General features: G+C 50.6%; 19 protein-coding genes and 1 tRNA gene. 7 read left to right on the top strand and 13 right to left on the bottom strand.

Going from position 1 to position 21,839, the window contains the following annotated elements:
- Positions 1-465 precede the first annotated feature (465 nt).
- The 6 genes from ACTRXD_RS06040 to ACTRXD_RS06065 form a co-directional block, all read right to left on the bottom strand.
- Positions 466-1,104: a flavodoxin family protein gene (locus ACTRXD_RS06040; protein ID WP_442430940.1), complete on the bottom strand. Its 639-nt coding sequence runs from the start codon at positions 1,102-1,104 to the stop codon at positions 466-468.
- A gap of 14 nt (positions 1,105-1,118) precedes the next feature.
- Entirely contained in the window at positions 1,119-1,616 is a 498-nt protein-coding gene (locus ACTRXD_RS06045) for a Rieske (2Fe-2S) protein (protein ID WP_442430941.1), read from the bottom strand.
- Positions 1,617-1,696: 80 nt separating this feature from the next.
- On the bottom strand, positions 1,697-2,029 hold the full coding sequence (locus tag ACTRXD_RS06050; RefSeq protein WP_442430942.1) for a cupredoxin domain-containing protein: 333 nt from the start codon (positions 2,027-2,029) through the stop codon (positions 1,697-1,699).
- A gap of 193 nt (positions 2,030-2,222) precedes the next feature.
- Positions 2,223-2,564 (bottom strand): hypothetical protein, encoded by a 342-nt coding sequence (locus tag ACTRXD_RS06055; RefSeq protein ID WP_442430943.1) that lies wholly within the window; start codon positions 2,562-2,564, stop codon positions 2,223-2,225.
- Positions 2,565-2,742: 178 nt separating this feature from the next.
- Positions 2,743-4,719 carry a cation:proton antiporter domain-containing protein gene (locus tag ACTRXD_RS06060; protein WP_442430944.1) on the bottom strand — a complete coding sequence of 659 codons (1,977 nt, stop codon included), beginning with the start codon at positions 4,717-4,719 and terminating at the stop codon, positions 2,743-2,745.
- Between the two features lie 343 nt (positions 4,720-5,062).
- The gene (locus ACTRXD_RS06065) at positions 5,063-5,422 is read right to left on the bottom strand and encodes a sulfite exporter TauE/SafE family protein (RefSeq protein ID WP_442430945.1); all 360 of its coding nucleotides are present in this window, start codon (positions 5,420-5,422) and stop codon (positions 5,063-5,065) included.
- 357 nt (positions 5,423-5,779) lie between these two features.
- Here ACTRXD_RS06065 and ACTRXD_RS06070 point away from each other — a divergent pair, with 357 nt between their 5' ends.
- Both ACTRXD_RS06070 and ACTRXD_RS06075 read left to right on the top strand, forming a co-directional pair.
- Positions 5,780-6,637 (top strand): class I SAM-dependent methyltransferase, encoded by an 858-nt coding sequence (locus ACTRXD_RS06070; protein WP_442430946.1) that lies wholly within the window; start codon positions 5,780-5,782, stop codon positions 6,635-6,637.
- Positions 6,638-6,783: 146 nt separating this feature from the next.
- Positions 6,784-8,316 carry an Rqc2 family fibronectin-binding protein gene (locus ACTRXD_RS06075; RefSeq protein WP_442430947.1) on the top strand — a complete coding sequence of 511 codons (1,533 nt, stop codon included), beginning with the start codon at positions 6,784-6,786 and terminating at the stop codon, positions 8,314-8,316.
- 157 nt (positions 8,317-8,473) lie between these two features.
- Here the strand turns inward: ACTRXD_RS06075 and ACTRXD_RS06080 are convergent, their stop codons facing one another.
- Positions 8,474-9,337 (bottom strand): DsbA family protein, encoded by an 864-nt coding sequence (locus ACTRXD_RS06080; protein WP_442430948.1) that lies wholly within the window; start codon positions 9,335-9,337, stop codon positions 8,474-8,476.
- A 495-nt stretch (positions 9,338-9,832) separates the two neighbouring features.
- Between ACTRXD_RS06080 and ACTRXD_RS06085 the strand changes: the two genes are divergently transcribed.
- From ACTRXD_RS06085 to ACTRXD_RS06095, 3 genes are all read left to right on the top strand, one after another.
- Positions 9,833-11,269, top strand: coding sequence for a hypothetical protein (locus tag ACTRXD_RS06085; RefSeq protein WP_442430949.1), 1,437 nt, complete (start codon positions 9,833-9,835; stop codon positions 11,267-11,269).
- A 120-nt stretch (positions 11,270-11,389) separates the two neighbouring features.
- On the top strand, positions 11,390-12,043 hold the full coding sequence (locus ACTRXD_RS06090; RefSeq protein ID WP_442430950.1) for a hypothetical protein: 654 nt from the start codon (positions 11,390-11,392) through the stop codon (positions 12,041-12,043).
- A 136-nt stretch (positions 12,044-12,179) separates the two neighbouring features.
- The gene (locus tag ACTRXD_RS06095) at positions 12,180-12,803 is read left to right on the top strand and encodes a hypothetical protein (RefSeq protein ID WP_442430951.1); all 624 of its coding nucleotides are present in this window, start codon (positions 12,180-12,182) and stop codon (positions 12,801-12,803) included.
- Positions 12,804-13,152: 349 nt separating this feature from the next.
- Here ACTRXD_RS06095 and ACTRXD_RS06100 read toward each other — a convergent pair whose 3' ends face one another.
- Entirely contained in the window at positions 13,153-14,073 is a 921-nt protein-coding gene (locus tag ACTRXD_RS06100; protein WP_442430952.1) for a multicopper oxidase domain-containing protein, read from the bottom strand.
- Positions 14,074-14,504: 431 nt separating this feature from the next.
- Between ACTRXD_RS06100 and ACTRXD_RS06105 the strand changes: the two genes are divergently transcribed.
- Positions 14,505-16,046, top strand: a complete 1,542-nt coding sequence (locus ACTRXD_RS06105; RefSeq protein WP_442430953.1) for an alginate export family protein — start codon at positions 14,505-14,507, stop codon at positions 16,044-16,046.
- A 120-nt stretch (positions 16,047-16,166) separates the two neighbouring features.
- Here ACTRXD_RS06105 and ACTRXD_RS06110 read toward each other — a convergent pair whose 3' ends face one another.
- The 5 genes from ACTRXD_RS06110 to rph form a co-directional block, all read right to left on the bottom strand.
- Positions 16,167-17,057, bottom strand: a complete 891-nt coding sequence (locus ACTRXD_RS06110; protein WP_442430954.1) for a c-type cytochrome — start codon at positions 17,055-17,057, stop codon at positions 16,167-16,169.
- 486 nt (positions 17,058-17,543) lie between these two features.
- The gene (locus ACTRXD_RS06115) at positions 17,544-18,278 is read right to left on the bottom strand and encodes an EAL domain-containing protein (protein ID WP_442430955.1); all 735 of its coding nucleotides are present in this window, start codon (positions 18,276-18,278) and stop codon (positions 17,544-17,546) included.
- 282 nt (positions 18,279-18,560) lie between these two features.
- A tRNA-Pro gene (locus tag ACTRXD_RS06120) sits at positions 18,561-18,637 on the bottom strand.
- Between the two features lie 4 nt (positions 18,638-18,641).
- Positions 18,642-19,250 (bottom strand): XTP/dITP diphosphatase, encoded by a 609-nt coding sequence (locus tag ACTRXD_RS06125; RefSeq protein ID WP_442430956.1) that lies wholly within the window; start codon positions 19,248-19,250, stop codon positions 18,642-18,644.
- 14 nt (positions 19,251-19,264) lie between these two features.
- Positions 19,265-19,990 carry a ribonuclease PH gene (rph, locus tag ACTRXD_RS06130; RefSeq protein WP_442431018.1) on the bottom strand — a complete coding sequence of 242 codons (726 nt, stop codon included), beginning with the start codon at positions 19,988-19,990 and terminating at the stop codon, positions 19,265-19,267.
- A gap of 384 nt (positions 19,991-20,374) precedes the next feature.
- Between rph and serS the strand changes: the two genes are divergently transcribed.
- A complete protein-coding gene (gene serS, locus ACTRXD_RS06135) occupies positions 20,375-21,658 on the top strand; it encodes a serine--tRNA ligase (protein WP_442430957.1) in 1,284 nt (427 codons plus the stop codon).
- The last annotated feature ends 181 nt before the right edge of the window (positions 21,659-21,839 follow it).

The raw sequence follows: 21,839 nt of genomic DNA on the forward strand, positions 1-21,839 counted from the left end.
CCTATTATAAAGCGTTGAACCCAAACTTTAAATATTATCCGATGATTCTTGACAAAAAAGTTCAGAATTAAAGCAGAGCGTACTTCCAGTACGTGAGCACGGGAAAATGGCGAGAACGTCGTTGGCGGCTTTTCTCAACAGCCCCTTAATGCAACGGTTGTGGATAACTGAGAGCGGAGCCAGATTTGTGTTTCATCCAAAATCTCCACCAAATAAGATGCTTGTATCAGAATTTTGGCAACAGCGGCCTCTACCTGAAAAAAGACGCATGGGATCCGTGTAAGAATATTGTAGGCATTCAACTTCACTGCACTGATGCTACATGCGTCAATATCATATTTGAAATCTCATAAAAGCTGAGATACCTTGCGATAAAAACCATCGGTGGGTTGTCTGTTGTCCAATAAAAAAGGATTGGACCAAACTTCAACATTGACAGAGAAGGGCTGTTATCCTATCCGAAATTTAATCCGGCTTGACCGATGGGTCCTTTTTGGTATTTGTAAAGCCATGCAGCTGAGCCCTGGTATCCAGCTCGTGGGCTTTTCGCCCTCCTCTCGCCGTCCGGCATTCCCCTAAATCTCCGTGTACCAGCAGGCTGGCCATTTGAACACAGCGTTCTACCAGGGCAATCGCGCCTTCCCGCAGTGATCGGGACTTCTGCACATAGCGCATATTATTTTGCATGTCCTCCGCGCTCCATCCCCGGGAATGAGCAATATAGGGAAACTGCGGAAACTGCACACCGATTTCGGCGAAAAATCCGAGTAGTTGCCCGGCCACGGCCTGAATATTATCCTGCCCACCGGTAATGATAAACCCGCCTACTTTATTATGAAGCAGATGTGTATCTGAAATCGTTTCTTGATTCTGTATACAGTTCATCCGCTCAACCATCTTGAAATAGAGGCTGCTTGCGGCCCCCCATCGAATGGGAGTGGCCAGAACCAGGACATCAGCCCAATGCACCAGTCCTTCGTAGACCTGGTCCATCTCATCTTGGGGATCCATCTGCGTAATCGAACAGGGCCAGGTACAAGCCCGTGATGATTTGGAATAAAAACCCTCGCAGGGGCGAAAGGACAGATCCCGAAGACGCAACAACCGCGTTTCACATTCTAGATTGTCCGAGCATGCTTCAGCCCGATTTCAAGCAAATCTTCTGAAGTACTGTAGCGCGGGTGATCAGGCGTCATGACGGTCGTGGAAAGTCCGAGAACCCGAATCGGACCGTCCTCCCTGTTTGGAGTTCGAGCAAGCGGATGGGGCTCATGTGCTTGACGCGTTCGTTTCGAAATTGCCGTGGATCGAATCAAAACACGCCCGTTCTCTACTTTCACGTCATAGGCCGGCACTGCGTCTTCTTCATACCCGGGTTCCCCTTTGCCGGTCCGATAATGAAACTTCCAATAATGCCAAGGGCAGACCACGTACTCTCCCTCCAATGTACCTTCACCCAACGGCCCGCCCACATGGTTGCACGCGCCATTGATCGCTCCGAACTGCTCATTGCAGTAAGTTAACGCCACTGGTGTTCGTCCGATCAGCACTTGCTGCACCGGCTGATGTTTCAACTCGTCTGCACCACCGACATCGAACCAGGTTTCATCGGGCATGCGAGCTCCTCGGTTAGATTGTCTCGTCAATTTTTTCCAATAAAAATATCATGGACAACAACTTGAAAGAGAGTGCAACGCTATTGCGGAGAAGCAGTTCTGCCCTTCGGATCCTCGACGATTAACGTTCCGCCCATAATCGGATGGATTTGACAGTGGTATGAATAGCGTCCAGGGGGCAGCCCTGGAAGAGTGTACGTCTTTCCGGGTGCGACCTTCCCGGAATCGAATAGACACGGTTTCTCTGTTCCACAATCATCATGCTGGACGGTATGAGGAGACGCGGTCGCATTAATCCATTGAATGGGAACACCGGCCCAGACGACGGCTTCATGCGGATAATAATAGGGAGGAAAATGTTCCATCCGGATTGGTTGATTAATAAATTCCGCTTCTACCGAGGAATAACCCATCAAGACCAAACTTATAAATATGACAAAATAGATTTTTTTCAGAACTCAATCTCCTTTTTTGTGCAATGGAGGAATTGTTTCCTTTGTTCTCACATGTTACCAAAGCCTATTATTGTATCAAAAATCTGAGCATCACTCAGAACTCTATCACCGTTCAGTGGTATGGCGGATACTTTTTGGGACTGCTGCGGTCTTAGCGGAAGAGAACATGCAAGAGCACCGCACAGAGGGAGATGGCGGAAAGGGCGATCGCCGCAAGACTAAGTTGCAGGGCGCGCTGCTGATTGGATGTGGCCACTGACGCGGCCTGTTCGATGGCCGCAACGGTGCGTTGCAATTGTTCGGCGAGTTCTTTGACATGCGTGGCGTTTTGAGAGGCGGCTGCCTGTAATTCGCTGATCTGTTGCTGCAACAGATGCGTCTGATCGGTGGTGGGAGCCGTTCCTTTTTTTGTAAATGCAGGTGCGGTGGCCGAAATAATTGTCCCGATATGTGGGAGAACGGCTTTTAGTGCCGGAATGAGCCATGTTGCCATAGAAATGCCTCACAACAATAAAGATCTGTTAGGTCGGATGAAGTACTAAAAGCAATATGCTGAAAATATAGACGTTTGTCAAAGACTTGGCGATGAAGCTCAGGAGAGGTTAAATACAGAATTGGGTAAGGCTTCCATGACGAATTCAGTCGATAACGCCGCTTGGTTCCTATCCCCGTCATCCGAGCAGGGCGCGTTCAGCGCGCTGTAGATCATCAGGGGAGCCGAATAACACGAGGACATCCCAAGCCTCCAACCTGGTCTCACCTGACGGCATGAGTTGCCGTTGCCCTTCCCGAACCAAAGCGGCAATCGCGACGCCATTGAGATTCAGTTCATTTAATGTGTGTCCCACAAAAGAACTGTCCGGTGGCAGAACCACCGGGCGAAGGCGGTCGACGTTGTGTTCCTGCCTCGTGTAGGCCAACAAGCTATCGCCCAGAAAAAACTCACGTAATAAATGATACCGCCCATTTCGCTGTTCCCGCATACGGCGGGCCACACGGGAGATAGGCACATTCAGCAACACCAAGGCATGGGCGGCGATCATAAGACCTGCTTCCAGTGTCTCCGGCACCACCTCCGTCGCACCAGCCGCACGCAATTCATCGACATGGGTTTCATCGCGAGTGCGGACCATGATCGGAAGATCCGGACGTAAGGCGCGAAGGTGATGCAGCGTTTTATGAGCGGAGGCCACATCGGCATGGGCGATCACGACCAGCCGGGCCGTGCCGACACCAACCCCTTCAAGAATGGTGCGTTCCGAAGCATCCCCGTAAAAGACGCTCTCCCCGGCGATATTCGCGTCCTTGACTCTGGACGGATCCAGATCCAATGCCACATAAGGAATTTTTTCTTCTTCAAGAAGGTGGGCCACACTCTGGCCGATGCGCCCGTACCCGCAAATAATGACATGATCACGAAGAGGCCCGAGGGTATCGATACTGACTTGGGGCACCGCGTCCTTCCCCTCACGGGCCGGACGAGGTGCGCACCAGCGGGCAAGTACTTGATTGTACCGGATGAGAAAGGGGGCAACAATCATAGAAAATAACACAGAGGTCAACACAATCTGACCGATTTTTGCTTGGATCACACCCACATCCAGTGCAATGGAGAGAAGAGCAAACCCGAACTCACCTCCCACCGCCAATAACCATCCGGTCCGCCAGGCAGTCAAGGTGTCCATCCCCGATAATCGTACCATCAGCGCCACCAGGACAGCCTTGATGAGCAATAAGACCGTGGCTCCCATTAATGCCCAGTGCCAAATGCCCGGGATTGACGACGGGTCGACCAGCATGCCGATCCCGATAAAGAACAGACCAAGTAACACATCGCGGAAAGGGCGAATGGTAGATTCCACCTGATGTCGGAATTCGGTCTCACCCAGCATCATCCCTGCCAGGAAGGCACCGAACGCCATAGACAGGCCAAGACTGCTCGTGGTCCATGCCGAAACCAATGACACAAACAGGACTGTCAGGGTGAACACTTCCGTGGAGCGTAGCTCTGCAACCAGATAAAATAAGGGACGCATCACCCATCGTCCGGCCAGAAAGACCAGTCCGAACGCCAGGGCTGCCTTTGCAAACGCCATCCCGAGGGAACCGGCCAGAACCACAACCTCCGTATTCGCCATTGCGAGCACAGGGATGACGACCACGAATGGGACGGCTGTCACATCCTGAAAAACGGACATAGCGATCCCCAATCGTCCGTGCCGACTATGCTCCTCTCCCTGTTCGATGAGTTGCTTGCTGATAATCGTCGTGGAGGACTGCGCGAACACCGCTCCTACGACAAAGGCTGCGGCAATGGGTAAGTCCACGAGCCAAGCCAGGAGGCCCACCGCGATAGTCGTGAGTAGGACCTGCCCCGTTCCCAGACCCAGTAACTGATGACGCAAGGCATGGATTTGCGGCATCGAAAAATTCAGGCCGATCGTAAACAATAAGAAGACAATTCCGAATTCCGCCAGGGCACGAACCGGTTGTGCCTCGATGACCGGCCCCGGGGTGTATGAACCAAGCAACACGCCAACGAGCAGGTAGGCAAGTGGTGAGGGGATATGAAGTCTGTGGAATACAACCACCACGACGACAGCTGTTCCGAGTAAAAAAAGAGACTGGAGAAAAATCGGCTCAATCATGAGAGTTTTTCCGCAAACACAATGCCATACTGGAATGTCGTGGTTGTGGCGTTACATTGGCCGGTCGCCACAGATTTCAGCCTATGGCGTCGGTCCTCCAAAATCCATCTTGGGAAAGCTCATCACAATTGACGGACGGTCATGCCCACTGGAGTCAAACATGCCGCCAAAGAGAAGCCACCCCCATTCATAGTTACTATTAAGTATGATCTATTGGCAAGAGATATGTATTGAAAATAGCCATTTCAGCAAAAATTGATTGTACCGTTCACGGGATATCCGGAAGCGAAAACCAACGACGCGCCGATGTCCCCTGATGATGGGACGGTGTCTCGACTTGGTCCTATTTCTTCACAAAGAGATATATCGCCAGGCCAATGAGCATGACCGCGAAGATTTTCTTGAACAGTTCAGTGGGAAGATCTTCAACAAGGCGCGCACCGATTTGTGCTCCGATGATTCCGCCCAGACCGAGCAGAAGGCCATATTTGTAATCCACGTTGGCCATCCTCCCGTGGGCAATCAAGGCCGAGACCGCAATCACCAGGATCCCGACGAATGAGGTGCCGACGGCTTTTTGTGCCGTAAAGCCGAGAAATAAGAGCAGGGGGACCATCAAGAATCCGCCTCCGAGCCCGGTGAAGGAGGCACCCATACCCACTAATACCCCACTCGCAATAATCGCTACCGATGTACCATCCATGTAAATTTTCCTTTTCGATCTTATGTGAACCAAAAAAATCAACGGGAACAAAGAACCGCGCAGTTGGATGCCAACTGCGTATTCAATTGGAACAGGTGATGTGCAAAATCCCTTTTTACCTTCCTTCATCCCAAAAACCATACCGCTCATAAAGGAGAAAAATGGTGAGCATGGAATGAGTATAAAGAGATTCAATCCTTCCTGGCCCCTATCCCTGGAAAGAGACCTCCGCATTCACGTAATATTGCCCAGCACAACGAGCAATAATTTGTGAGATCTCATTTCAATAATACCCCACCCGACTGTTTGGCGAAATCGTAAAATGAATTCACTCTTCTAAATAGAAACGAGGTTTTAATGACTTCTCCTGAATATGACTCTCCCCAACCAGTTTCAATGGCTCAATTGGCCGATGTCCATCTTCTTTACCAAAAGAGCGTGCAAAGCCCTGAATTGGATATACCGTTCCTCACCGAATATTTCGAGAGCTATACCAACACTTCGCTCCGCCATTTTCGGGAGGATTTCTGCGGTACCGCCTTTTTATCCTCCCATTTCGTAACCCGACATCCCGACAATCATGCCCTGGGCATTGACCTGGATTGGCCTACGCTGAATTGGGGTATCAAACACAACATTGCTCATCTGACTCCCGGGCAACAGCAGCGGCTCACATTAGTGAATGACAATGTCTTGAACGTCCAACACCCTCTCTCACAACTCACAGTCGCCATGAATTTTAGTTATATGGTGTTCCGTGATCGACCGACCCTTTTAGAATACTTCAGGAATGCCAGGCGGTCGCTTCGGCCCGGCGGGTTGTTTGTGCTGGATATCTGGGGAGGCAGCGAAACGCAGGTGGAACAGGAGGAGCATCGAGACATCGACAATCCTGCTGACGACGGCATTGGCGATTTCATCTTCGTGTGGGATCAGGATGTCTTTGAACCCTCCACGTATTTCTGTACAACCCGGATTCATTTTCTCTTCCGCGATGGCAGTGAGCTTCGTAATGCCTTTGTCTATGATTGGCGCTTGTGGACGATTCCCGAGGTCAGGGAACTCCTGCAAGAGGCCGGTTTTGAGGACGTGCACTTTCTCTGGGAAGGCCTCAATGCAGAAGCGAATGAAGGGACCGGCACCTATCATCGCGTCGAGAAAGGTGATTCCGACCCCTCATGGATTGCCTATTTGATTGGAAAGAATCCAGAATAAGGGATGGTGTCCCAACGTGATCTAAGACCTCATATCTCCAGATCAATCTTTGCAAACGGCACGACCGCTGTCTGGGATGTTCCAGAAGAAATTGACATATTCAATTCTTCTGTCTGCAATCTTTTTCGAGCCGGCACCACGTAACTATGGCTCTTTCTCTTTCTGAATGTGAGTCCATTGTCAGGGAATTACGCAAGTCTCTGGTGGGTGGGTGGGTTCAGAAAATCCACCAACCCCGGGAATTGGCCTTAACCCTCGATATTCGCGCCCAGGCACAGACAAGCCACTTACTTGTGTGCGTGGAGCCCCGGTTTGCCCGCCTGCATCTGACTTCTCAAAAGTTTGAGAATCCGCCGACTCCCCCGCCCTTTTGTGCCTTTCTACGTTCTCATGTGGAGGGTGGACGCATTGCGGAGGTCAGCCAGGAGCCAGAAGACCGGATTGTGTATATCACCATAGCAAAAGCCGGGCAGATATCTGTTTTGGTGATTGCGTTGACCGGCAATCGGTCGAATGTGCATGTCCTCAATGAGAAAAAACTGGTCTTGAGATCCTTACGGGATTCCCGTGTGAAGGTGGGAGAGCTGTATACGCCCCCATCGGTGCGACCAGTGCCCTTCCAGGAGGCTCTCCCTCCTTCCGCCATGGATGGTCTCGTCCCTCAGGACGAGATTGTTATGACCCAGGAAGGGAAAATTCGTGAACCGCTTTCTGAAGCTGCTACTCAAGAAACAGGTACCTTTGGCGAAATGTTTCCGGTGTCGGCGGAACTGGAAACCCGATATGGGCAGCGAGAACAGGAGGAAGGCCGGGATACCATCCTTGAACAGCAACTGGCGCAGGCTCGAAAAGCACTGAAACATGCCAAACGAAAAATTCAGGCGCTACAGGAAGATTTCAAAAAGACCGAGCGGTTTCGGGAATATGCCCGATATGGAGAACTATTGAAAAGTCATCTCCATGAGATCAAAAAGGGACAAGAGACCATCACCATGGTTGATTATTATGATCCGGCCCTGCCTACCCTGACGCTCCCTCTTGACCCCGCTAAAGATGCGGTGTGGAATATGGAAGATTACTTTCGGAAATATCATAAATACATCGGGGCTCAGGAACATCTCCAACCCCGTGTGGACGAGGCCCACAAAGAGGTGGCCCGATTGGAGGGAAAATTGGCTCAGTTGGAACAAGGGATTGTGGATCCTGAGGGTTTACCCAGAACGACAAAAAAAGCAGGTCCCTCGATTCCACAGAGGACGAGGGCATCCAACAAAGGCCGACCGGCTCCAGCCCAGGGCTACCGGACGTATACCTCTGCCGATGGACTTACTATTTTAGTCGGGAAAACGGCGAAGGATAATGATCATCTGACTTTGAAGGTCGCCAATCCGGATGATCTGTGGCTTCATGCTCGAGGGACACCGGGTTCGCACGTGGTTGTCCGCCTGGAAAAAGGCGCCATGGTGCCCCCAGAGACATTAAAGGATGCGGCGACGTTGACCCTGTGGTTTAGTGACTTACGAAAAAGCGGGAAAGGTGAAGTGATTTATACGTTGCGAAAATTCGTTAAAAAAGGCAAAGACTTCAAACCCGGTTCTGTCACGGTGGAAAGAGAGAAGTCGCTCTGGATTGAATTAAAAGAAGATCGATTGACTCGGTTGAAAGGCGGCACCAACTAGGATGTGTATTGTTTAGTAAAAATTACATGAGCATGCCGATGCGGTATTTGACTGAACAACGGAAGCTTGCATTTATGATCACGAATTGGGTGAGTTGGTTACTTGGGGATAGTGAACTCACGAGTGGTTGAATGACCGAATAGCCTCCATTGTGGGCTTACGGTAGCCGAACGGGTGCCCTGTCATCGGATTCAGGGGAGACACCAGCGTCCGACGCATGATCACTCAGGAGCTGATTGATGATAGTTTGAAAATTCACCAGCGGTTGAGCTCCCCGGATGATCGTACCGGTTATAGAATCTCCGGAACCACTTTTCCCGACAAAGAATGACGGGGTTCCTCTAATTCCCGCAGCTCCGCCATCATCAACGTCCTTTTGAATAGCCACTTGATATTTCCCGCTATCTAAGCATTCCTCGAACGTCGTGGAATCCAGTCCGAGTTCCCCGGCATATTGTTTCAACGAGGGAACCATGAGATCATTCTGCTTTTCAAACAACATATCATGCATTTCCCAGTATTTATTGGATTCCCCGGCGCAGTGCGCGCTTTCATGGGCCTTTTCTGCCTGTTGATGAATACTGGTCAAAGGAAAATCTCTGAATACATACCGAACTTTTCCCGTATCGATATACTCACGTTTAAGTACAGGAAACACCGTTAATGAATACCGTCGACAAAAAGGACATTGATAGTCTGAGAATTCCACGATCGTGACCGGGGCATCGACTTCCCCCAGCACCGCACCCCCGGTCACACCCACAGTGCCTGTACTTTTCTCCGGTCTTTGCCGTTTTGTCGCACTCTGAAGGATGCTCTTAATTTCAGCAAGATCCTTCTTCACCTGCTCCATATCCTCGCGAAGGGCCCGGACATCTTCTTCAACGACGGCCCGACCCGGTCCAGGGTTGATCATGAGCAAACCGACACACACCAGCAGGCCGATCAGTCCCCGGACGAGTCTGCTAGTTCCTCCTGAGCTGTTCTCCGGTTTCTCAATTGCCTGAATTTGTCGATTCATGTCCGCCTTTCAATACCATTCAAAAATAGTTGCCATTTATTCATCGCACAGCCTGCCGTGCAAATTTTATCACAGCCCATCTCGATCAAAATCCACTTTCAAAGAGAAGGTAACAAATCATGGACTGAAGATCGAGGGATTCCATGAGATTGTTCAACACCGATTACACAACCACGAGAAAGCGAGCTCGAAGAGAATTTCCTTGACTTTTTTGGCTGCCCGATTAAAAATCATCCGGTTTGTTCTGGTCCGGTAGATGAACTAACAGGGACGGAATCACATCAGAGGCGGTGCCCAGTCGCAGATACACGCCAATAGACCAACAGGAAAAGCCTGATGGGTATTGTCGAGATAAAAATCCGGGTCCGCATCGGATCTGGAGCCAACGGATCCGTTTTATGGAATACACGCTGTGGAAACAAGGAAGTGGTCCACAAAAACCGGAAGCATTTCGAAGCGTTAGAGTTCTTAGAAATGTCCTAATGGAGATTGATCATGATACACATCATTACATGCTCGCGCTTACGGACAGTGGCCCACGTACTCCTCTGTTTGGGTCTACCCTTGGCTATAATCCTGACGAGTGGCAATAATCTTTATGCCGGCGACAGGGATCACCGTGAAAAGTTTTCTCCCAAAACCAATCCGAGCAACTATGGGCATCGATATAGTCAGTCGATCCTCCGTGGCGTGAGACTCAGTGATGTGTATACGTTCAATGATACGGAAACCACAGCTTTTGGTCCTGCGTATGCGAATGTCTGGACGTCCTCGGCGAATTTCCTGCAATGTACCCCGCCATCCGGCAGACCATTTTCTTATGCCCTGTGCTATTACTCAGGACCCGATGCCCCGACAGGGGATAGTGATGAAAACCCCTCTCTGCCCTGCACGCTTTCCCCTGATGGAACATTAGCCAATTGCACGTGTTTCGAAATATCTACGGATGAGGTATCTCCTAAGATCCCCTACCTTGTCGATCTTCATGCCATTTCCAATCTTGATATCTATCAGGAGACGGTTGAAGCATGCGGAGACCAAGGAGCAGAATGTCTGAATAGCGGCAGAATCCCACCGGTGTGTGAAGCGATTAATACCAATCTGCTGGTTCCCGGCGCCGACCTGATATCCGTGTATTCAGAACGGTACAAACGCGATTACGTGAGCAAGGGGGAAGCCACCTCGACAGAATGTACAGATAAAAGGGATCAAGGTGTTTATGCGGGCTGCATGACAGCGCCTTGCTACCGCACGGGATTAACGGATGCGGATGGCCGTAACCTCGTGGAGTGCAAATGCCCGGTCTATGATGGACCGTTCCAAATTGGTCAAGGAGATCAAAGTTGCAATGCCAACGACCCTCCTCCCAAGACCAGGTCCTCCCGTAAGAAAAAGCGGCATGGACGAGGCGATAATGTCTGGTCGGCCGCCTATAACCCCGCCGGTGGGCCTATCATACTCACCGAACTCCCCTGCATCCCTGATTCACCAGGGGATAGTGGTTGCCCTTTGTATGAAGCGGGAACAGACTACCACATTGATCCTGATGGGGCGCTCTGTCAAAGTGTCTGCGGTTATTATGGGGCAAGTAATGCCAATAATCCCAATGATCCCAACATTCAGTTGGGCTATTCCTGCGATGCAACACTCTGCACCACCGTGGGTATCGGACAGGACGGCCCCCCGCCGGACTATCAAACTGAAGCTCAGTTATTGGGAGAGGCCTGCAGCGGCATCCAGAATATGAATGGATTGACAGAGATCACGTTGGTCGAGGCCCTAGCCGAATGTAGTTGCTGTGCCAGCCAAATTTGTGGATGCAATAATATCAACGCACAGACCAATGCGGCGATCGTGAACCTCAATGCCGAACAGACTGGCGCCGGCATTATGACCCAATGTGTTCTTAATAATACCCTCTGTGGTAACTAGATTAGCTGTCATTTATTCAGAAAGGATAAATGATTACGCGAACAGAGTCTGGAGGTAGAGGGACGTTATCCAATCAAGCACAAATGAAAACGTGTCGCGGAAAAAGCCTGGGGGGACGAAATGTTACCAGGGAAATATCTTGTTGCCATGGTGACGTCTTTCATCATGATCACCACGGGATTATCTCCTGAGGTCGCGGGGAAGAATCCTAAATCGGAGCCACCAACTTCTCAGTGGGCCTGGCTCGGAGAGAACGGTGGCACCTATTGGTACGTGCCATCTGAGTATCTCAAGGCGTACACGTGGGACACGAATGATCCCAGCAATCCAAATACGACTGAGCCAATCGAGGACCAGACGGTCTGGCATATCGAGAAATTCGATGACGGATTCTTCTTCGGACCTGTGGTTGTCAAATTCGAAGGCCAGCCACCCATCTGTCAATACATGATCGGATCGGTGACACCGGGACCACCGAATACACCAGGTCAACCAGGCGGGCGAGTGGAAATCTCCTTCAATGGCATAACGGAGCTTCCCGGCCCAAAAAGCCCAACCATTACGACTGGCACGGGCGAAATGGTCAAACAGCGTGGCTCATGGATGTTCCTGATGCAAATGGCATCTGGAACTCAGTCAACCCAGGTCGCACATTGGGCATTTATGCAGCAATGTCTTGCCGCCTCTGATCAGCCGTGCTGGGTCAACGATTTGCCGGGCAAGGGGGTTGACCAAACGATTCAAGAATTGCTCGCGGACTGCAGTGCCATTTAGCGGAGACCGGTTTATCCAAAGCATGTATAGACAATATTGGTTGTGCTGACGTTCATGATCTCACTTGCATGTGCAAACCTTTTCGTATGATGAACTTACGTTAGATCATCACTTTAAAATGAGAAAGTAAGGGAAGATGAACAGATTAAAGACCGTGCGAAACATTATGATTTGTTGGCTCATTTTGAGTGTATCCGGCTGCGCCATACCTTCAAAGAAGTCTACGGATCCCCTTACACCCACCGAGCAATTGTTATTCAGCTCAGCGATCAACAAAGGCCTGAAGAATTATGATGTGAGCATCCTCAAAGGGGCATCCATACTCCTGACCGCTACAGATCTGAGGGTGGACCAGAGTTTAAATGGAGATGTCATTAATCAGCATATGAAGCAGGTCGTTGCCGGGTGGCTAGGGCAACAAGGAGTGATCATTAGGGAAGAGGCAAACGAGGCGACGTACCGTGTGCATTTAATCGTTGAGTCTATAGGAACGACCCAAAACGCGAGGTTGTTGGGACTGCCAGCCACCCAGGCAACGATATTTCCCATCGCCACACCCGAATTGGCTTTCTATAAACGTGTGCAAAGCCAGGGCTATGTGCGCTTTTATTTTGATATTTTCGAAAGAGCATCCGGTCGTTTTGTTGCCTCAACGGAGCCACAGGTAGGATCGGTCACTCAAACGGTCTATACGGCATTTTTCTTTTTCAACTGGAGAAAGACCGATATGGAGGCCCCTCCGATCTTTGAAAATAATTAGAGAACAATTAGGGTCCGGTTAACCTCACGACCATAGAGGGAGTGTTGAATAATAAGGATGTTCAAGGGCAAATTTGCGCAGGATTAGATTACTCATCAAAGGCTCCGGGTCGGTTCAAAAAAGTCCGTCCAGCAAGGCCGCAGCCGTTTTTACGCGCGGAGCGTACGCTTAGTACGTGAGCACGGGAAAATGGCGAGAACGCCGCTGACGGCTTTTTTCAACAGACCCATAGAGAGATTATTCACCTGGAGATGGCCCGGCCATATATGAGGGACAGGATCCGAATGTCATACTTACGCCGAAACTTAATTTAACTGACGGTGACAAAGCGAATTTTAGACTGAATTATTTACGATGGTCCTTTCAGGACGTTGAGCCGGGTGAGCATTCCTCGATGATAGAGTCCATCATCCGCCACATGGGGCAACACATGGCAATGGAAGAGCCACGTGCCTAAATTTGATGGGATGAATTCGACCACTTTTATCTGAGCGGAAGTCAGGCTGATAACCCCATTATAATCCTTGTCAATAGGAGTCAGATCATCCGGGTCCAGGACGGTCCATTTGACACCGTGCATGTGGGGCGCATGGACCTCCGCACCGACATTGGCCATGACGAGACGAACCGTCTCTCCAACCTTGGCGGTCAAGGGTTCTTCGTCCGGCGTGGATTTGGAATTGATCGTATGCGTGTCGTACCGTCCATCGCCATCTATGTCCCACTCGTCCCAAATCGTCAGTATTTCCCGGTCCACCGTAGGCCAGGCAGGATCTTCGACAATGAAAAAACCATACATCCCATGGTCCATATGATTGGCCGTATCGAAGTGACAGTGGTAGAGATAATAGCCTGGTGCGGCGGGAGTCCATTCATAGGTGTAGCTCTCTCCGGGCATTTGTAACTGTTCCTTGCCCAATTCCCGGATACCGTTCCCATCCATATTGAAGGGATGTATCCCATGAAAGTGCATACTATGAGGCAACACATGCGTATTCTTAAAATGGACTCGAACCCGTGACCCCATTGGTACTCGAATGACCGGACCCGGAACCGTGGCTTCCTGACCTTCCAAGCCAAATGCCCAGACGGTCACCTCTTTTTTGGGTTGGTGTAACAGTTCAATGGTCTTTTCCTGAACCACCACGGTAAAATCTCTGACCGGCTGCGTTTTGGCGAAGGCCGATCCATCAAGTACCATCGCCAACACCATAAAACCTGTGAAGTGAATAGCCCGCAGCCACCTGTCCCACCACGATTTCAGTCCCATCGCCACCCCTCCTTTTCCTGGTTAGCCCATACGCAGCATGTGGGCACTGCGGATTGCTCCACGCATGAGATCCTCGGCCTCATGAGATGACCATCATAAGGATTTACAGAACCCAATGAAAGGGTGTTCTTTCGCTCCAGAGCAATTAAGGGCACGCAACAAGACAGAGACATGTGTCCACATCCACAACGCAATCATCATTCTTCATGGTCTCATTGACTTGGCACCACACCAAAAATAGACTCAGATATTCGGAGGACATTGACTCCAGCTCTCCTCTGTGGCGAAAAAGGACCCACCAGACTGGTTGCGTTATGAACAATGGCGCCATCATACAACCATATCGAGAGTGAATGACATTTTGACATGTCTCAAGGAAAGTGGCCCGTTACCTTCCATCGGCCCCATCAGGCCAAGAAAGTGATGTTGGCGTGTTTGAGGTAGTACGGAAAGCCGGAACGACCGTGTTGATCGGCTCCACGATCACAGTCCTCCTCTCTTTCATTCAAGGCGCTGCACTCGGAGGAACTGAAGGCGGTCCGCTGATCGGAGTCCCCTCTGTCACAACGCCGACCAAACAGTCAGGTCCACCCGTTGAGAAGTCTCCGGGGTTAAACCGGGAAATTTTAGAACAAGGAACCACCGAACAACGCGCGATCATGCGACCTGATGGATCTATACGCGTGCTGCGAAAAAGTCCTTTTACCATCGAAAACACGATTGACGGACCTCGATGGCTGCATTTGGGCGTTGAACATCGCACGCGGTACGAAACCTATAATGAGCCGTTTCGACTGAATCAGGTTGGCAGCGATCAGCAACTCCCCCTTCATACCCTCGTGCGATTGGGAATCCGATATGATCCGATCCGTTTCTTTACGGAATTTATCGACGCCCGCGCCTTCTTAACCGACAACGGGTCCACCATTCCGAGCGGGACTGAAGATCAAACAGACATCCTCCAACTCTATGGGGGCTTGGGCTCGTCGAATCTCCTCGGACTCGGAGTCCCGGCCGAACTCACGGTTGGGCGGTTCACCATGGATTTCGGTAACCGACGATTGATCAGAAGAGGAAACTTCCGGAATGTCCCGGTTTCATTCACCGGACTGCATTTGGCCCTGGGAGAAGAAGAATTTCATCTCCGAAGCTTTGTCGTCGAACCGGTATTCCAGTATGAGAATAAAGGCGATACTGAAGAACACGGAACGATGTTCTGGGGATTTTTTCTTGGACAGCGACAGATCTCTTGGCTCCATAGCGATCTGTATGTGTATTTTCTCAATGAAACAGATCGCCCCCCCAATACCGATAGTCGAAGACGTCATTTCCAGACACCCGGGTTACGCATTTTTAAGCCGAATGCCGTAGGACAGATGGATTACGAAATTGAATCAATCTGGCAATTCGGGAATCTGGCGGAAGCACCTGGGAGCTCTCAGACGCTTGATCATTTTGCACATTTCCAGCATTTCGAGATCGGCTATACCATCGACATCCCTTGGACTCCCCGCTTTTTGGTCCAATATGATTATGCCAGCGGTGACCGCAATCCCAACGACAATAAGGATGAACGATTCGATACCCTCTTTGGAGGTGTGAACTTCGAATTAAATCCGGCTGGTATTTGGGGCCCCTTTCGACGGTCGAATATCAACTCGCCCGGGTATCGTTTGCACCTGACACCCAGTAAGGATTTTTCCTTCTTTGTGGCGCATCGTATTTTCTGGCTTGCCCAAGCCAAGGACCAATGGGTCGGGACAGGCCTACAAGATCGCTCAGGCAAGGCTGGAAAATTTCTGGGACAACACTTCGAGACACGAGCTCATTGGATCGCGACAGAAAACGTGGTATTCGAAACGGGCTTGGCGTATCTATTGAAAGGAAGTTTTATTGAAAATCTGCAACAACCGGGAAAACCCAATAACAAGAATTCAACCTATTTCTACGTTTCAACGACATTGACGTTTTAATGCTGTCAGGGCGGAATGCCCTTCGAGGGCAAAAGGCGGTCGTTTGATTTGCTTGTAAAAACCGGAGGCAAGAAACAGCTTGTTGCCCACCTGAAGGGGCCAGGCCCATTGGATTCTGAATCAGAACAGGGGCGCCTTGTCCGGGTCATGCCCTTTCGGATAGTCATGAATTCGATCGGAAAAATCCGGACGAGGCTGGCTCAAAATAAATGCGGCTAGATCATAGGCCTCATCCTTCGAAAGCGTGTCCCCCTGGTCTCGCGGCATGTTCTGTCTGATGAATGCCGCTAGCGTGGGCATCCGTGCCATCCCAGCCCCATTGTTAAAAGAATATGGACCCCACAAGTGAGGGGCAACCGCGGTTTCTTCGTTATGAAGCCCATGACACACCGCACACTTCGCCGTAAACAGTGTCTTTCCTTGGGTTGGATCCGGCGGGCGGGTTGGCTCAATTCGTGGAAACCCGCGTTCTGGAATTTCAATCCCAACTGGAATCCCCTCAGACAGCCAGGCCATGTAACTCACCAGTGCCGTCATCTCTTTGCTGTCATACGGAAGAGGCTTGCCATTCATGCTGCGTCGGAAGCAGGAATTAATACGCATTTCGAGGGTCGTGACCTTGTCATTCTTTGTTCGATAGATGGGATATAGAGAATGTAGGCCTACGAATGGGGCGGCATGGGGAGTTCGTCCGGCACCAAGGTGGCAATTCTGACACGTCAGACTGTTTCCGACATACTCTTTTACATGCTGCTGCGTGTGGACAATAAGTTCAAATCCATACCGAATGGCCTCGCCCTTCGGCCCGGCAGGCACATCATCGACCGATGGAAGCGTCCCCCTGTGAAGAAACTTTGCGGCTGGATCTCCGTGGATGACATCCGTCACCTTCATAGGATTGCCTTCTGCCTCTGCTGCAAAGGCGAACGGGAACGGCGAAAAAAGCACCACGATTGTGAGAGCGAGTAGAAAGACAGGAATCCTCCATTCAGATAGACCTGTGCGGACCATAACAAGCCCCTTTCCTTGACCGATCACCTACCTCTGTTGGGTCTGTTGAAAAAAGCCGCCAGCGGCGTTCTCGCCATTTTCCCGGGCTCACCTACTAAGCGTAGGCTCCGCGCGTAAAAACGGCTGCGGCCTTGCTGGACGGACTTTTTTGAACCGACCCGGAGCCTTTGATAAGTAATCTAATCCTGGGCAAATTTGCCCTTGAACATCCTTATTATTCAACACTCCCCTGCTTGACAGTTGTTGAGTATAGACCAGGCCAAAAGTACGGTAAAGTGACACGCCGCTTCGGTCACTTCCTGCCCCACGACAGCTTTTCAACACATCTTTGCTAGCCGAATAAATTGTTTACCCAGGATGAAATGAGGAGGATCCGGTCGGCTTACCGCCAAGGGAAAGTGAGGAGAACTTCCAAAGAAACAATCCGGACCGTTAAGGGAAGGGTGACTTCTCTTTGCTTATGAATGTACACGATACTTAGCAGCGCTAGTCCAGCCACTCGTATAATTCATTGGCGTCGAGGGCTTTCGCCCACAACCATCCTTGTCCTTTTTCGATCCCAATAGCCCGAAGAAAGGCCGCTTGCTCTGGAGTCTCAATGCCCTCGGCAACAATATCCACCTTGAGAATAGTGGCCAAGGCTGCAATTCCACGCACCAGGCGTTCCGCCGCAACATTGGTTCCCAACTGCCGGATAAAGGATTGGTCAATTTTAAGGGTATCCACTTCCAAGTCGATGAGTTGTTGCAACCCTGAATGCCCGGTGCCGAAATCATCAATGGCCACTCTGGCACCCAATTGCCGAGCCAGGCGGATGGCATCCCGGCCTTTCTTATTGAGTGCTTGCCGTTCAGTGATTTCACCTGTGAGCTGTGGGAGATGGGGTATTAACCCTAATTTTTCCAGCACCGGCAAGATCTTGTTTTTCCCCATCACAATAGGAGGCAGATTCACGCTCACGGAAAATGTAGGATGTTCGACCAGCAGGGAGCCTAAATCCGCCTTAAGGCACGTAAACATGCAGGTGGTTAACTCTAAGGCTAAATCCTCCTGCGATTCGAGTTCATCAATGACGGGTTCAATGCTGGTCTCGCAGCCATCGTCCCCTCGCCACCGAGCAAGGGCTTCACAACCCACAATTCGATTGGAGGTGATATCGATGATCGGTTGATACTTGGCAAAAACGGAAGACCGAACAGCAATACTAGAAATTGTAGACATGGGTGGTAATGTTTGTTGGTGTATGGATGATATCCTCAAGCTCCAGCAGGCGATGAAATCACGGCACATCAAGTCAGGACAGTGTCATCCTACCTCAATTGGCTAGCCCACGGCGAGCGAGCGATCTCTCTCGTCCCCAACATAGGAGATATAATTAGAGGAGTCATACCAACACAACGCCTGGTTTGTTCAAACTGGTCTATTGAACTGAGCGACAGGCGCCAAGCTTGCTGTTAAAAATTTGTGGAGTGATACGAGGAGAGGGTGGCTTAACGGAGTATTTGGTCGGGGCGAGAGGATTTGAACCTCCGACATCCTGCTCCCAAAGCAGGCGCGCTACCGGGCTGCGCTACGCCCCGACTCTTATGCTAAATGGCGATGTGTGGTGAGAAGACTCTTGGCATTGGTCACCGCTTGAGCGCGATGGCTTATTCGATTTTTTTCTGCAAAGGTCATCTCGGCTAGTGTTTTTCCTAGTTGAGGAACATAGAATACCGGATCATACCCGAATCCACCCGTTCCATGAAACTCCTGGGTAATAATTCCCTCTAACACGCCTTCAACGGTTTCCGTCTCACCAGCCGGATTGGCCAGCGCCATCACGGTGATAAAACGGGCGGTTCGCTGGTCGGAAGGCACCCCGTGTAATTCCTGCAACAGTTTTTGACAGTTATCTTCGTAAGTTGCATGCTCGCCGGCGTATCGGGCCGCATAGACCCCTGGACGTCCCTGTAACGCATCCACTTCCAACCCGGTATCGTCCGCCAAGGCCCAGTGTCCGGTAAATTTGGCTGTGGCCACGGCCTTTTTCACGGCATTGGCCTGACAGGTAAGCCCATCCTCATCAATAGCCGGAAAATCAGGAAATTCTTTCAAGGTGAGCATGGGAATGCCCACATCATTGAGAATGGATTGAATTTCCTCAACTTTATGCCGATTCCCGGTTGCCAGAACTAACGAATCAATGACCATCACCCTTATCCGACTTAGGCAATAGAGCCGATAAGCTCCTTCTGCAAGGCAATCAAGCGTTGAATCCCTTCCCATCCCATTGCCAAAAAATCATCCAGATCTTTTTTGGAAAATGGAGATTGTTCGGCGGTTCCCTGCACCTCGACCATCCGCCCATTCCCGGTCATGACTAAATTCATATCCACGTCCGCTTGAGAGTCTTCGTCGTAGGCTAGGTCTAACCGGATTTCCCCGGCAATCTTTCCAATACTGATGGCCGCCAAATAATCCAGAAGCGGGCATTGTTTGATCAGCCCTTTTTCTTTCAAGGTCGAAAAGGCATCAGCCAGGGCAATATAGGCTCCCGTGATCGAGGCGGTCCGTGTTCCCCCATCAGCTTGAATCACATCACAATCAATCCAAATGGAGCGTTCTCCCATTTGATGCATATCCGTGACAGCCCGGAGCGATCGCCCCACCAGCCGTTGAATTTCCAGGGTTCGTCCGCCCTGCTTGCCTTTGCTGGCTTCACGGGACATCCGATCATGGGTTGAACGTGGCAACATCCCGTACTCAGCGGTAATCCAGCCTTGTCCTTTGTCCCGTAAAAAGGGCGGCACTTTTTCTTCCACCGAGGCCGTACACACGACCTTGGTCTCTCCCATTTCAATAAGCACCGATCCTTCGGCATATTTGGTAAAGGGGCGGGTAATTTTGACAGGCCGAAGTTCATCCGCCCGTCGATTATCTGTACGCGGGATACTAAGTGTCGGTAACATTATTCCTCACATTAAAAAAAGGGGTTGAATTATAAAGAGGGCTCCTGCAAAACACAAATGCACCAGTCACCTTGTCCACATGAGGTTGAAAGAATGGCTGATCTATTTGGATGGCGATGACCCGAAATCTGCATATTGAATCTTAGATAACCAGATGAATCATTTTTTACGATCCTGAACGACATACCAGCGTAAGAACAGCAAGCCCGCAATGATCACACTCACCAGGACAACAAACACGTCTTCATGAGGAAAGAGATAGGGCATGGATGCTAGGCTTCGGCCGAAATGACCAGGGTTTTTCGGGTTGCATTCATTGACTGAGATAGGGACTCATGATAGATTCGGTCTCCCTGCCAGGCCACCATGCACGATATCCGAATCCTTAGCGACCAACTCGACTCTCTCCGCTCCCAACTCGGTGCACGGGCTGGCGATATTCCATGGGAAACCGTCCAGACCCTAGCAGACCAACGACGTGTCCTCATCACCCAAACCGAGGAGCTTCGCCACCAGCTCAAAAAAGGATCGGATCAGATTGCCGAACTGAAGCGTAACAAACAACCATGCGAGGATGCCACAACCGCGCTTCGGGAAATCCGCGACCGCATCCAGACCATGGACCTGGAATTGCGCACCACCGAAGAACGATTACAAGACCAGGCCCTCAGAATCCCTAATATTCCTCACGAATCGGTTCCGCCGGGGAAGGACGAACACGAGAATGTTGAGGTGCGACAATGGGGCACCCTTCCGGAATTTTCCTTTCCAGTCAAATCCCATCATGACCTGGGAGAAGCCCTCGGCATCCTCGATTTTAAACGGGCCACAAAAATTGCCGGAGCCAGATTTTGCGTATCGATGGGCCTGGGCGCGCAATTGGAACGGGCGCTGGCCAATTTCATGCTTGATTGTCATACCCAGGAACATGGCTACACGGAAGTGCTTCCGCCTATGCTCGTCAACCGGCCCTCCATGACCGGAACCGGCCAGTTACCAAAGTTTGCTGAGGACCTCTTTCATCTTCCTGAAGAAGATTTCTTTCTCATTCCCACGGCTGAAGTTCCCGTGACCAACCTGTTGCGAGAGGAAATCCTGGACGCAGAACAACTCCCAGTACGCCTTGTCGCCTATACCTCCTGTTTTCGACGGGAGGCTGGATCCTATGGTAAGGACACCCGAGGCCTGATTCGCATGCACCAATTCCAAAAAGTGGAACTGGTCAACTTTGTTCGTCCGGAGGACTCCTATGACCAGCTGGAACGCCTGACACAAGCCGCGGAATCCATTCTCCAAAAATTGGGGCTTCCCTATCGTGTCGTCGCATTATGCTCCGGTGACCTGGGATTTTCCGCCGCAAAGACATATGATCTTGAAGTCTGGCTTCCTTCGCAACAACGCTATCGGGAGATTTCGTCCTGTAGTAATTTTGATGCGTTTCAAGCCCGTCGAGCCAATATTCGATTCCGCTCCAAAAAGGACAAGCCTCAATTTTTGCACACGCTCAATGGCTCAGGCCTGGCCATTGGACGCACCGTGGTCGCCATTTTGGAAAACTATCAACAAGCCGATGGGACCGTGCATATTCCTGAAGCCTTGCAACCCTATATGAATGGAGTCAGCGTCATCCCTCCGATTGCTTTTCCATAAATGATAGTTTGATGAACCCTATACCCATGAGGGATCTTCGAGCTCGTGGATGACAGAAAAATTCCATAGGCTCCCACCAAATTTCACTATGCATAGTTCACATTCCTGCCACAGTCGGCTACTATAAGCTTGCATGGAGATAAGCCTTGTGAAAATCATTGTATCCCGTACCAAATGGAAG

The sequence above is a fragment of the Nitrospira sp. T9 genome, from assembly GCF_052156535.1.
In the GTDB taxonomy this organism is placed as follows: Bacteria; Nitrospirota; Nitrospiria; order Nitrospirales; family UBA8639; genus Nitrospira_E.

Coding starts and splice junctions, on each gene's coding strand:
- ACTRXD_RS06060 (WP_442430944.1), bottom strand. CDS start 4,719: ATGATTGAGCCGATTTTTCTCCAGTCTCTTTTTTTACTCGGAACAGCT.
- ACTRXD_RS06055 (WP_442430943.1), bottom strand. CDS start 2,564: ATGGCAACATGGCTCATTCCGGCACTAAAAGCCGTTCTCCCACATATC.
- ACTRXD_RS06125 (WP_442430956.1), bottom strand. CDS start 19,250: ATGGTCATTGATTCGTTAGTTCTGGCAACCGGGAATCGGCATAAAGTT.
- serS (WP_442430957.1), top strand. CDS start 20,375: ATGCACGATATCCGAATCCTTAGCGACCAACTCGACTCTCTCCGCTCC.
- ACTRXD_RS06095 (WP_442430951.1), top strand. CDS start 12,180: ATGAACAGATTAAAGACCGTGCGAAACATTATGATTTGTTGGCTCATT.
- ACTRXD_RS06080 (WP_442430948.1), bottom strand. CDS start 9,337: ATGAATCGACAAATTCAGGCAATTGAGAAACCGGAGAACAGCTCAGGA.
- ACTRXD_RS06090 (WP_442430950.1), top strand. CDS start 11,390: ATGTTACCAGGGAAATATCTTGTTGCCATGGTGACGTCTTTCATCATG.
- ACTRXD_RS06115 (WP_442430955.1), bottom strand. CDS start 18,278: ATGTCTACAATTTCTAGTATTGCTGTTCGGTCTTCCGTTTTTGCCAAG.
- ACTRXD_RS06065 (WP_442430945.1), bottom strand. CDS start 5,422: ATGGATGGTACATCGGTAGCGATTATTGCGAGTGGGGTATTAGTGGGT.
- ACTRXD_RS06050 (WP_442430942.1), bottom strand. CDS start 2,029: ATGGGTTATTCCTCGGTAGAAGCGGAATTTATTAATCAACCAATCCGG.
- ACTRXD_RS06075 (WP_442430947.1), top strand. CDS start 6,784: ATGGCTCTTTCTCTTTCTGAATGTGAGTCCATTGTCAGGGAATTACGC.
- ACTRXD_RS06110 (WP_442430954.1), bottom strand. CDS start 17,057: ATGGTCCGCACAGGTCTATCTGAATGGAGGATTCCTGTCTTTCTACTC.
- ACTRXD_RS06100 (WP_442430952.1), bottom strand. CDS start 14,073: ATGGGACTGAAATCGTGGTGGGACAGGTGGCTGCGGGCTATTCACTTC.
- ACTRXD_RS06085 (WP_442430949.1), top strand. CDS start 9,833: ATGATACACATCATTACATGCTCGCGCTTACGGACAGTGGCCCACGTA.
- ACTRXD_RS06070 (WP_442430946.1), top strand. CDS start 5,780: ATGACTTCTCCTGAATATGACTCTCCCCAACCAGTTTCAATGGCTCAA.
- ACTRXD_RS06045 (WP_442430941.1), bottom strand. CDS start 1,616: ATGCCCGATGAAACCTGGTTCGATGTCGGTGGTGCAGACGAGTTGAAA.